At 35.9% G+C, this 12,103-nt stretch carries 7 protein-coding genes and 6 pseudogenes; 10 read left to right on the top strand and 3 right to left on the bottom strand.

The window, feature by feature from the left end:
* The first annotated feature begins 131 nt into the window (after positions 1 to 131).
* From OWR28_RS06015 to OWR28_RS05985, 7 genes and pseudogenes are all read left to right on the top strand, one after another.
* Positions 132 to 670, top strand: a pseudogene (locus tag OWR28_RS06015) (helix-turn-helix domain-containing protein).
* 502 nt (positions 671 to 1,172) lie between these two features.
* Positions 1,173 to 1,442: a hypothetical protein gene (locus tag OWR28_RS06010; protein WP_052186224.1), complete on the top strand. Its 270-nt coding sequence runs from the start codon at positions 1,173 to 1,175 to the stop codon at positions 1,440 to 1,442.
* Between the two features lie 56 nt (positions 1,443 to 1,498).
* Positions 1,499 to 1,993 (top strand): CinA family protein, encoded by a 495-nt coding sequence (locus tag OWR28_RS06005; protein ID WP_332385884.1) that lies wholly within the window; start codon positions 1,499 to 1,501, stop codon positions 1,991 to 1,993.
* A gap of 245 nt (positions 1,994 to 2,238) precedes the next feature.
* Positions 2,239 to 3,115 (top strand): annotated as a pseudogene (locus OWR28_RS06000) (helix-turn-helix domain-containing protein).
* Positions 3,116 to 3,205: 90 nt separating this feature from the next.
* Positions 3,206 to 4,258: pseudogene (locus tag OWR28_RS05995) on the top strand (alpha/beta hydrolase).
* 74 nt (positions 4,259 to 4,332) lie between these two features.
* Positions 4,333 to 4,897 (top strand): annotated as a pseudogene (locus tag OWR28_RS05990) (sugar O-acetyltransferase).
* Positions 4,898 to 4,912: 15 nt separating this feature from the next.
* Complete coding sequence (locus OWR28_RS05985; protein ID WP_142716680.1) at positions 4,913 to 5,422, top strand: cupin domain-containing protein; 510 nt, start codon at positions 4,913 to 4,915, stop codon at positions 5,420 to 5,422.
* A gap of 80 nt (positions 5,423 to 5,502) precedes the next feature.
* On the opposite strand, the pseudogene OWR28_RS05980 reads toward OWR28_RS05985, so the two are convergent.
* Positions 5,503 to 8,551, bottom strand: a pseudogene (locus tag OWR28_RS05980) (DNA polymerase III subunit alpha).
* Between the two features lie 7 nt (positions 8,552 to 8,558).
* Positions 8,559 to 9,701: a DNA polymerase IV gene (gene dinB, locus OWR28_RS05975; RefSeq protein WP_332385881.1), complete on the bottom strand. Its 1,143-nt coding sequence runs from the start codon at positions 9,699 to 9,701 to the stop codon at positions 8,559 to 8,561.
* 61 nt (positions 9,702 to 9,762) lie between these two features.
* On the opposite strand from dinB, the gene OWR28_RS05970 reads away from it, so the two are divergent.
* The 3 genes and pseudogenes from OWR28_RS05970 (at position 9,763) to OWR28_RS05960 (ending at position 11,271) form a co-directional block, all read left to right on the top strand.
* Complete coding sequence (locus OWR28_RS05970; protein ID WP_332385880.1) at positions 9,763 to 10,539, top strand: LexA family transcriptional regulator; 777 nt, start codon at positions 9,763 to 9,765, stop codon at positions 10,537 to 10,539.
* 122 nt (positions 10,540 to 10,661) lie between these two features.
* A complete protein-coding gene (locus tag OWR28_RS05965) occupies positions 10,662 to 10,934 on the top strand; it encodes a hypothetical protein (RefSeq protein WP_332385879.1) in 273 nt (90 codons plus the stop codon).
* Positions 10,922 to 11,271 (top strand): annotated as a pseudogene (locus tag OWR28_RS05960) (alpha-ketoglutarate-dependent dioxygenase AlkB family protein). The gene OWR28_RS05965 and the pseudogene OWR28_RS05960 overlap by 13 nt, the downstream one beginning before the upstream one ends.
* Here OWR28_RS05960 and OWR28_RS05950 read toward each other — a convergent pair.
* Entirely contained in the window at positions 11,257 to 12,099 is an 843-nt protein-coding gene (locus tag OWR28_RS05950; RefSeq protein ID WP_332385876.1) for a hypothetical protein, read from the bottom strand. The pseudogene OWR28_RS05960 and the gene OWR28_RS05950 overlap by 15 nt on opposite strands.
* Between the last annotated feature and the right edge of the window lie 4 nt (positions 12,100 to 12,103).

Here is a 12,103-nt window from a genome sequence, read left to right as displayed (position 1 = left end):
TGCAATTGTCTTTTAATTTGTTGTATAAATCATAGATATTTCCAATTTAATAGACTAACTTTGGATAAATGGCTGTTAATGAAATAATTGACGGGTAAATCGTAAGGGATATGAAGTTGTATATAAAATATATGGTAAGTTTGCGCTGCAAAATGGTTGTCCATCAGGAATTGGAAAAACTGGGCATTAAAAATGCTGTAGTCGATTTGGGAACAGTAGAATTGTTGGATGATATTAGCTCAGAACAAAGACAAATTCTGAAAGAAAATTTACTTAAAACAGGGCTTGAGGTATTAGATGATAAAAAAAGTATCCTGATAGAGAAAATAAAGAATGTCGTGATCGGAATGATTCATTATTCAGATGAACTTCCAAAAGAAAATTTCTCAGATTATATCAGCGAAAAATTAGGATATGACTATACTTATCTTGCGAATACCTTTTCTGAAGTAAAAGGAATGACACTCCAGCATTTTATCATTATTAATAAAGTAGAAAAGGTAAAAGAACTGCTGTTGTATGACGAACTGAATCTTACAGAAATTTCTTATAAACTCAACTACAGCAGTGTGGCCCATCTTTCTAACCAGTTTAAAAGATCACAGGGCTTTCTCCTTCATTTTATAAGCAGTTGAAGCAAAGACGCCTTGGCAATCTGGAAGACTTATAAAAGGTGGGATATATGTAAGATTATTCCATATATATATAGTGTAGTCTATACTGAAACGGCCATCTTTGTAGTATAATAATCAGGAATTTATCAGATCCATTAAAGTTTATATCACTATAAATAATGCAAATTTTAGACTGGAAAATATAGCGAGCAGTTGAAAGTATACATCGTACATAATGCTTGTCTCTGGTATTAGAAAACATTGTAGTAAAAAAGACTGGGGAAAACGAATATACACCATGATAAAATTAATAGACTTACGGATTCTCAACTTTAATAATGAGCTTATTAAAATCTCTATAAAATAGGTAAATCTGTTTTCAGAAGGTTTTAATTAATTAAGGATAGGAACCTCTGGTTTCTGTCCTTTTTAATCCTATTGATATATAATACATTTCATCAACTGAATCCAAAAAAAAATCTGTTTGAACATTCATGAGTAACCACCATGTTTATATATAAAACAGACTTTCTTATTATCACCTTAACACTAACAGTCATGAAAACAATACATCTTTTTCAATTTAAGAATTCCATTTCCCGAAAACCTCCCTTTTTTAAGGAAGAATGCAGATTAGATAATTTAAATGATTTAATGGCTTATGATCTTATGAACACTGAAAAAGTGACTGAGTTCATTATTGAGGTTCATGATGATTTTATTTTTGAGGATATGACCAGAGAAGATCTTTTATCAATGTGCAACAATGCCAAGGAAATGATTGAGCATTATTTTGTAACAACAATGAATGATTATGACGTTATCTGAACATTGATTTCAGTAGTGTAAAAAGCTTTTTATATTAACATTAAATATCAGATGCCATGAAATTTCAGCAAAGTTTACTTGATTATATCAGTACTTCACTCATTACAATGAATGAAACGGTTTCTATAGCAGAAAGTGTAACCTCGGGATTAATACAGCTGGCTTTTTCCCAGATGCCTAATGCGAAACTGTTTTACAAAGGAGGAATAACGACTTTTACAGTACCTGAAAAAGTTAACTTTTTAGATATCAACAGTATTGAAGTTGAGGAAAACGGCTTTGAGACCCAAAAAATGGCTGATACAATGGCTGTAAAGGTCGCTGAATCATTTGGGACAGATTGGGGAATTGCTTCTACTGGGTATGCGTCATCTGTAAGAAATTCAGGCTTTAAAGTGTATTCATTTTGCTCATTTAGCTATAAAGGCGAGATTGTTCTTTCGAAACGTATAGAACTTCATGATAAGACTTATGCATTAGATTCGCAGTTGTATTATACTGAATTCATTTTAGGGTGTTATAAAAGTGCGCTTAACCAAATATTAATTTAAAAGTATATTCATTTATTGCCAGTTAAGGAAATATATTTCATTCCTTTATCGTCATCAATTATTGTATAATCTATAGGGCTTTACAGCTTTGTAAAATTCCTTTGTCAAACCTTTATTTGATTTTATAGGCTTGAAGATTTTAAATTTTAAAACGTCGGGATTTTTTGTTTCGGCAGAGAATTCTATTGACGTTTTACTTCTAATTATTTTAGAGGTGATTGGTTTGATTTTCTTAATTTTGAAAAATGAAAGAAAAGGTAAAAAGAGTTGTTTCGGAGTTTAATACTGAGCTAAAACTAAAAGGTTTCCGTGCATTCCAGATTGAGCAGGACGGAAGTGAAACCCGCGTGTATAGCAGAAAGAATTTTATAAGATCTGTCTTACGACAGGGAAAAGTAAAATTCATTATTCTGATAAAAGTTTCGAGCAGGAAGGAACGGTGCTTTTTTTCGGAAATCCGCATATTCCTTATTCATGGGAAACGATTTCAACGACTTATAAAGGGTATACTATTCTTTTCTCAGAAGAATTTTTCAAGAATTCTGAACGCTCCGAAAGTTTGCAGCAATCTTCTTTCTTTAAAATCGGCGGAACTCCCGTTCTGAAAATTACCGAAGAACAAAGACAGTTTCTTAACACTATTTTCCAAAAGATGATTGCGGAACAAGAAAGTGATTATGTTTATAAGGATGAATTGATACGTAACTATATAAGTCTTATCATTCACGAATCTCTGAAGCTGGAGCCTGCAGAAAATTTTGACCAGAACAATAATGCGGCATCAAGATTATCATCCGTTTTCTTGAACTTCTGGAAAGACAATTTCCTATTGAAACCACCAACCAATCTTTGCAACTGAAATCAGCTCAAGATTTTGCGAAGAATTTGAATGTTCACGTTAATTATCTCAACCGTGCTGTAAAAGAAGTTACCGGAAAATCCACAACGGCTCATATTACGGAACGTATTCTCACAGAAGCAAAAGCATTGCTGCTACACACCGACTGGAATATCTCAGAAATAGCTTTTGCACTAGGATTCGATTATCCGACGTATTTTAATAATTTCTTTAAAAAACAAACAGGCACAAATCCAAAAGCATTTCGTTTAACGGAAGTTTGAATTTCTTAATTTTTGGTTTGATTATCATTAACTGTTAGCTCCTCGTTATTTCTAATTTTGTATCAGTAATTTTTAATACAAAATTCAGATATGAAGATAGCAACAACAGTGATGGCTTTGTCCTTTCTTTTCATCGGACAGACATTTGCGCAGAATAAAAAATCAAATCCAAAAACAATGAATGCAACCGAACAAACCGAACATTACACATTTAAACTAAGCGATAAAGTTAACCGAAAAGCTGTTACCTTCAAAAACCGTTACGGAATAACGCTTTCCGGAGATTTATACCTTCCCAAGAATACTGGAAAAGAAAAATTAGCAGCTTTGGCAATCAGCGGACCGTTTGGTGCGGTAAAAGAACAGTCTTCAGGTTTATATGCCAATCAGATGGCGGAAAGAGGTTTTGCCGTTATCGCTTTTGATCCTTCTTATACCGGCGAAAGTGGAGGTGAGCCGAGAGATATTGCTTCCCCCGACATCAATACCGAAGATTTCAGTGCGGCAGTTGATTTCTTAGGACTTCAACACAATGTAGACCGAAATAAGATCGGTATTATCGGAATTTGCGGATTTGGAGGGATGGCTCTGAATGCTACGGCGATAGATAAGCGGATAAAAGCCGTTGCCACCACCAGTATGTATGATATGACAAGAGTAATTTCTAAAGGATATAATGATGTAGTTACACTTGAGCAACGAACAAAAACGCTCGAAGATCTGAACCAACAAAGATGGAAAGATGCGGAAACAGGAGAACAGGCATATACATCTTCTCATCTCCCGGAAAAATTAACTGGTAGCGAGCCTCAATTTATAAAGATTATTTCAATTATTACAAAACTCCAAGGGGGTCACGAGCGTTCAGTCAATTCAACAAAAGGATGGAGGCTAACAAGCGCACTTTCATTTATGAATATGCCCATTTTAAGTTATATTAAAGAAATATCACCCAGACCTATGCTTTTAATTGCCGGTGAAAATGCACATTCAAGGTACTTCTCAGAAGACATTTACAAAATGGCTGCGGAACCGAAAGAATTGATGATTATTCCGGATGCGGTTCACGTTGATTTATACGATAAAGTAGATGTGATTCCCTTTGAAAAACTGGAAAATTTCTTCAGAACTCATTTGAAATAATTGAACATTGCAATAGCTGAATCCGTTTTTTAAAATAGCGGATTTAGCCTTTTAATTTCTCTAAATATATAAGAATGAGCTTTAACCAAGATATTTTCGCCCGATTGAGAAATGGTGAAACAATAATGCCCGATGACCCGGAAACGTATAAATTGCTGGAGGCTTCCTATGAGGTTAAGAAACAGTTGATTCAGTTAAATAATTCCACAGAGCCGGATGAGATTTTGAAAAGATTAAGTGAAATAGTCGGTGGAAAGTTGAAGAATGTAGCGGTGTTTACACCCATTTATATCAATTATGGAAAGAATCTTAACATCGGTAAGAATGTATTCATCAACTTCGACTGTACTTTTCTGACTCTGGGCGGAATTACCATTGAAGACGATGTTTTAATCGGTCCGAAAGTAAGCCTCATAACGGAAAATCATCCTTTACAACCTCAACACAGAAAAGGATTAATGGGAAAATCTATTTTAATCAGGAAAAATGCCTGGATTGGAGCCAACGCAACGATTCTTCCCGGAGTTACGATTGGTGAAAATGCAGTGATTGCTGCCGGAGCAGTTGTTTCCAAAGATGTTCCGGACAATGTTGTAGTGGGGAATTCCTGCAAAAATCATCAAAACAATTGAATCATAAATTAAGTGTAAAACAATGAAATATTTAATTATTATTCTTTTGGCATTCAGTCCAACTGTAATCGCACAAAATAGAGTAAATTCAAACCAAATAAATTCAAACAAAATGAGTACAGATATTCCTAAAATAAGTGATTTTCCGGCAGGTGAAGAAAACACGGCTTATGCGCAGTATTTTATTGGCAAGTCCTATTTAGCACCGCTTACAAGCAATAAAGATGTAAATGTTCCCCTTTCTAATGTCACATTTGAACCGGGTTGTCGCAATAACTGGCACAGTCACACAGGCGGACAACTTTTGATTGTAGTGGGCGGCGAAGGTTTATATCAGGAAAGAGGAAAACCTGTGCGTCGTTTAAAACCCGGAGATATTGTAGAAATTGCTCCGAATGTTGAGCATTGGCACGGCGCAACTGCTGACAATTGGTTTTCGCATTTAGCAACGAATGGAAATCCGCAAACCAATCAGAATATTTGGCTGGAAGCGGTTTCCGATGAAGAATTTGCTGAAGCCAACAAAAAATAATGGTAAGTAATAAGTAAGTTTTATGTAAAATTACTATTTGGTACGCTAAAGTATGTTATCGCCAAAAGTAATTTCGAATGCTACATCTTTTGTCTTGGCAATCCAATTTCATGTTCCTGGGGATATGGTTTCCTAAAAGTCATACTAACATCCTCATGCAAATTACGCTGGGCTTCTAATGATTTTTCTTTATCCATAGAATATCTTGGATCCGGAATAAAAGGCATTTTTGCCATTTTATGAATAGTAACAGTAGGGAAGTGAAAATCGACCTCCACTGTTCCTAATAAGAGATAGCAGCCACCACCCTGAAAAGGATATTCTTCAAGACAGCTGGGAAAATGAGCCGTATCAAAATATTCTCCTTCTGCATCAATCCAGGTTCCGAAGTACATGGTTCCTTTTTTTGTGGGTACATGCTTTCTTGAAATAAGATACGCCAGCATTTTCACCTGACATTTATGAAACTTCAATAAATCTTTTACCAAAACAGAACCTCTGTACCGGGTTTGTAATAAATCAAAAGGGCTGAATGAAACAGGAAATCCTAATATTTCTATTTCATCAAAAGCATCTTCAAATGGATTTCTTTTTATGGTGGGAAGTTGATAATCCTTTTGAGGTTCTTCCAGTAAAGTTAAATGCCTGAAAGGAAACTTATTATGTCCCAGAAGAAATCTTGATTCAATGAGCAGTTCATGCTTCTGTTTTCCGGTAAAGCGGAATGCTCCGATAAAGATTAAAATTTGTAGTGTTTCGATGCCGATAGGAATCCTTTTAACAAAATTTTCAAGAGAGGTGTATTCTCCATTCTGGGTTCTTTCTTCAGGAATCAGCTGTGCTAACCTTGTCTCCAGTCTTTCAATATGCATGAAACCCAAATAAACATCCGAACCATAGACCGTTGTCTTATATTCACTCAGATTGATACAAGGATTATGAATAGAAGCTCCCGACATTCTGGCTTCATGAATATAGACTTCGGTTCTGTAGAACCCGCCGCCGTTATTAATTGCAGAGACCATAAATTCAATAGGATAATAGACCTTAAGGTATAAACTCTGATAGCTTTCCACAGCATAGGAAGCAGAATGTGCTTTACAGAATGAGTATCCTGCAAAAGATTCGATCTGCCGGTATACTTCCATAGATAACTTTTCGGGGTGTCCTAATCTTTTACAGGATTTAAAGAAGTTATCTTTTACTTTCTGTAATGCAGATAAAGATCTGCCTTTACCACTCATTGCTCTTCTCAGGACATCACCATCAGGTGCAGATAATCCTCCGAAGTGAAGTGCAATTTTAATAACATCCTCCTGATATACCATAATACCGTAGGTTTCTCCCAGTTCTTTTTCAAAAACCTCATGGAAGTACTCAAATTTTGAGGGATTATTGTGCCTGAAGATATATTCCCGCATCATTCCGCTTTGTGCAACTCCGGGGCGGATAATGGAAGAGGCGGCAACCAGTACTTTGTAATTGTCGCACTTCAGTCTTCGAAGTAACCCCCGCATAGCGGGTGACTCAATATAAAAACAGCCGATAGTTTTTCCGGAACTTAAGAATTCATTACATTGGGCTTCATCTTTTGAGAGAGAAGTATCCCGGATATCGATATCAATTCCTCTTTTTCCTTCACTAGCTTTACCGTATCATTTATGGTACCTAAACCTCTCTGTGAGAGAATATCAAATTTTTCAAGGCCAATCTCTTCAGCAGTGTACATATCGAACTGTACAATCGGAAAACCTTTGGGAGGCATTTCGAGTGCAGAATAATTGGTGATTGGCTCTTCTGAGATCAGAACCCCGCAGGAATGCATACTTCTCTGGTTCGGAAATTTTTCCAACAATTTTCCGTAGTAATGAACCTGCCTGGATACAGAATTGTTATCATGTTCGTGGATCGGTTTTGTTGCGAGTGTATCTAATTCCTCTTTCGGAAGCCCGAATACCTTTCCTACTTCCCGGAAAATAGAACGGTATTTAAATTCAACATTGGTTCCACAGAAGGCAACATGATCCTTGCCATATTTCTTAAATATATATTCTAAGATGATATCTCTGGTCTGCCAACTCCAGTCTATGTCAAAGTCTGGAGGTGTTTTACGGTTAAGATTTAAAAACCTCTCAAAATACAGATCCAGTTCGAGAGGACATATATCAGTAATACCGATGCAATAGCTGACCATGGAATTGGCACCGCTGCCTCTTCCTACATGCATAAACCCCATTCGGTTACTGTATTGTATAATATCCCAGGTGATCAGAAAGTAGGCACAGAAATTAAGTTGCTTTATAACCATTAATTCTTTGTCCACTCTTGCTTTTGCCTGTAGATTATCTTCGGAGTATCTTTTAGAAAGTCCCTGATAGGCTAACTTTTTAAAAGCTCAAAATCATTCTCCTTGCTGTCAGTAAAATGCTTTTTGTTTTTAGGGGTTGTAAAATCAAAATCAAAGTGGCAATTATTAACAATATATTTTGTATTCTCAATAAGCTGTGGCTCATGTTGAAATTCAGCCAGAAGTTTTTTCTTATTTGCAAACATTTCATTGTCTTTACAATAATCGACTTCTGTAAGCTTACTGATCAGTGTATTGTGATCAATGGCCCTCACTATTTTATGAAGCTCATACTCTTCAGGAGTGGTAAAGGTAACAGGATGGAGGATAACCATTTTATGGATGAGCAGTTTCAGTTCCGGCTTAATGAGAAGATTTAACTGTTCCTTTCTGATGCCTATAAATTCATGATCTGATAGCTTTTCAGGAATATTGTCCAGTGGATAAATAATAAAAGTATCTTTAAAATCAGGATTGGCTTTGGGAATTTCAATGCCTTCACAGTTATAAGCGGTTAAAAGCCTGTTAATCTCTCCGATACTTTTTTGATTTTTGGCCAAACATATATAATATAGTTCGCCCAGAACCCGTATTTCCACTCCGACAATCGGTTTGATATTATACTCCTGGCAAAGTTTATAAAAATCATAGATCCCGGTAATGGTATTGATATCTGTAAGAGCTAAGGTTTTAATATTAAAATGTACAGCCTGCTGTACCAGATCTTGAATAGAAATAGTCCCATACCGAAGACTGTGATAAGAATGACAATTCAGAAACATCTTTTAATTATTTTATTAAACCTGAGGCTCTTCCTACACTTGAAGTTCCAAACCTGTTCTTGATTTTATCCATTGTCTGATACAGTGAGATGAGTTCTTCCGTGTCTTCAAAGAGATCCATTTGATGGCATCCGTGAACCAGTCCGGTAAACTTTACGCCGACCAACCTTATCCTCATACGCCTGGTATATACTTTTTTAAAGAGTTCCAAAACATACCTGAGCAGAGTGTGGTCGGCTGAGGTATAGGGAATCCTGCATTGTTTGGTTTCCGTATCAAAATTGGAATACCGGATTTTTACCACCACTACCGATACCAGCCATTTCTCTGTCCGAAGTTGATAACATAGCTTTTCAACCATTCCTGAAAGGATACTTTTGATTCCCTGGATATCTATACTGTCCTGGGCAAAAGTATCTTCAGTAGAAATGGATTTTCGTTCCGAATAGGGAACTACGGGAGTTTCATCAATTCCGTGCGCTTTTTTCCAAAGCTCATTTCCATTTTTGCCGATCAGCTGCTGAAGAACATCAACAGGCATTTCTGAAAGCGTTTGTATTGTTCTTATGCCCAGCCTTGACAGCAGCTGAAAAGTAACATCGCCCACCATAGGGATCTTCTTTACCGAAAGTGGGTTTAAAAACGGCTGTATGTCAGGCTGCTTTACTTCCAGTCTTCCGGTTGGCTTTGATTCCCCGGTTCCGATTTTGGATACGGTTTTATTGGTTGACAACGCAAAACTTATCGGCAGTCCTGTATTTTTCTGCACGCTTTCCGCTATTTCATGGGTCCATTTATAGCATCCGAAAAACTGATCCATTCCAGAAAGATCCAGATAAAATTCATCGATACTTGCCTTTTCAAGAACAGGTACTTTTTCCTGAATAATCTCCGTTACCATATGGGACATATTGGAATACATTTCCATATCTCCCTTAATGACTTTTGCTTCGGGACACAAGCGCAAAGCCATTTTGATCGGCATGGCACTCCTTACTCCGAAAAAACGGGTTTCGTAAGAGCATGACGCCACAACACCACGATCTCCACCTCCGATGATCACAGGCTTATTCTCGAGTTCAGAGTTTTTCAGCCTTTCACAGGAAACAAAGAACGTATCTAAATCCATATGTACAATTGCTCTTTCCATGTGGTAAAATTAGTTACGTTTTGAAACAAATTTTGTATTTTTGTTGTCTAAAATTGTAACAATGTCAAAATTCTCTGATAACATCGTGTTTTTGAGAGGAAAGAAAAATATGACTCAGCAAGAACTGGCAGATCTATTATTTCTTACCCGATCCAGATATGTCGCCTATGAATATGGCAGAACGGAACCTCCTATTGAAATATTGCTTAGAATTTCAAAATTCTATAACATCAGCATTGACCTACTATTAACTGTAGATGTCAGAAAATTTTCTATCGATGAACTCATGGAGCTTCCTGAGAACAGGATTGTTCTGCCTATAAAGGTTGATCAGGATGGAAACAATCAGATTGAGATTATTCCCCAAAAAGCTTCTATGGGCTATTTGAATGGCTATGGAGATCCGGAATACATAGAAAGTCTGGAGACTATATCATTGCCTTTTTTAAAAGGTGGCAAGTTTAGGGCATTTCCGGCTGACGGGGATTCAATGCCTCCCTATAAGAATGGAACCTATATTGTGGGAAAATATGTAGAAAATCTTTCGGATTTGAAAACGGACAGAACGTATGTTTTCATTACCACCAATGATGGTATCAGTTACAAAAGGTTTCAGTTTCATGAAGCAGATGGTATATGGGTGAAGGCTGACAATCAATTTTATGAGCCTTATAAAATTCCATTGCCTGAAATTAAAGAGATCTGGGAATTTGCCTGTAGTATTAACACCAAAGAATATGAACCTGATGAATTTGCAGAACACCATATTCAAAATTTTATCACAGAAATTAAAACTGATATCAGACAGATCAAAGAAAAAATGGGAGATAAGAATTGAATCAATTTTGAATAAATGGCGTAATCAAGAAACTTCCCCGAAGGGAAGTAAAAACACAAATGATGAAAAAATCCCGAAGTAACGGGATATTGCTAAGATAAATATTTTACCACAAAGTTATAATGACCCAGCTGAGTTTATTTGATGCCGAAGAATTCTATGAGTTTCCAAAAGATCTTTTGGAATACAAGGAAAACTTCCTGAGCAGGGAAGAAGCTGACTTGCTTAAAAACAAATTATTGGAAACCGCTCCCTGGGAACAGCGTACCCAGAAAATGTACGATAAGATGGTACTTACTCCAAGATTAACGGCCTGGTATGGTGATTCAAAGTATAACGATTCAGAAGAAGAAAAAAGCCAACAAATCCATGGACTCCTGAATTGTTCTCTTTAAAACAAAGAATCGAAAAGGAATTTGGCTGCCAGTTCAATGGCGTTCTGTTAAACCTATACCGTGATCATAATGATTCCGTTGCCTGGCATCGGGATAAAGAAAGCCGATATGGAAAACGACCTGTCATTGCATCCATAAGTCTTGGACAAACCAGAAACTTTGATTTCAGGAAAAAGATCACCATCAGAGTAAATACAGTCTGCCACTTCCTCATAGCTCATTACTTATCATGAAAGGCGATCTTCAGGAACACTGGGAACATCGCATTGCGAAATCAACCATACGAATGAAAGAACGAATTAATCTGACATTTCGTTTAATATTACCCAATCTGTAAGCTTCTGAAGACGGATTGATAATCATTTTTAAGAGTTTCTTCATTTAAATGATATTTTCCAAAATTTAAATAAGAAAAGAAATCTTCATTTTGGAAATCTTTAAAGGCTTTGGGATAAAAATCTTCTGTATCTAAAATTTCCACAGCGTCAGAATGTGTATTGAAATCAATAATTTTATTAAAATTATTTTGATTACCATAAAACCATTCTATACGAAGGGAGCCATTTATAATACTACCTGCAAAACCGGTATCATTGCCTTGTCCAACATAGATAGTTGATCCGAACGCAATATTGCTTCTATACTTATTCTTTTGATCAAGCTTAAGATAATCAGTATAATCTTTAGTGGTCTTATTAAAGTATATTTTAATATAAAAATTACTTATATGTTCCTGCCCTAAGATGAAGAGCCTCAGTTGAGAAATATCTACATAACCTAATAAATCACTTGTCATAATTTTGCATCCTGCATGCTTCGCAAAATATCGATATAGGTTCATTTTAGATACTCTCCAATCATTACCAAAGATTTCTTGATAGTTAATTTGGTTTGAGGTTTCTATCATATTATTGATAAAATCAATATTTTCAAAGAATTCGGTATAAGCAATATCTGCATTTCTTGTCTGGTTATTGTTACAGTCAATGCAGATAACTTTTGGGAATTTGATCAGTTTATCTTTTGGTGAATTGAATGGATGCAAATTTTCACCATCGTAATAGATGGCATCAAATGACTTACCGAATTGACGCCTGATATCTGAGGCCTTAAATTTATGTTCCTCGGAATTTGCTTCATTATTTTGACATATCCAACATTTCATAGTT

Origin of the sequence: Chryseobacterium sp. 1B4 (genome assembly GCF_036631475.1) — a bacterium.
Lineage (GTDB): Bacteria > Bacteroidota > Bacteroidia > Flavobacteriales > Weeksellaceae > Chryseobacterium.
This window is presented reverse-complemented; position numbering and strand designations above follow the sequence as displayed.

Bases quoted from the DNA above. Each gene is read 5' to 3' on its own strand.
- dinB (WP_332385881.1), bottom strand. From the start codon at position 9,701: ATGGAAAGAGCAATTGTACATATGGATTTAGATACGTTCTTTGTTTCC.
- OWR28_RS05985 (WP_142716680.1), top strand. From the start codon at position 4,913: ATGAAATATTTAATTATTATTCTTTTGGCATTCAGTCCAACTGTAATC.
- OWR28_RS05965 (WP_332385879.1), top strand. From the start codon at position 10,662: ATGACCCAGCTGAGTTTATTTGATGCCGAAGAATTCTATGAGTTTCCA.
- OWR28_RS06005 (WP_332385884.1), top strand. From the start codon at position 1,499: ATGAAATTTCAGCAAAGTTTACTTGATTATATCAGTACTTCACTCATT.
- OWR28_RS05950 (WP_332385876.1), bottom strand. From the start codon at position 12,099: ATGAAATGTTGGATATGTCAAAATAATGAAGCAAATTCCGAGGAACAT.
- OWR28_RS05970 (WP_332385880.1), top strand. From the start codon at position 9,763: ATGTCAAAATTCTCTGATAACATCGTGTTTTTGAGAGGAAAGAAAAAT.
- OWR28_RS06010 (WP_052186224.1), top strand. From the start codon at position 1,173: ATGAAAACAATACATCTTTTTCAATTTAAGAATTCCATTTCCCGAAAA.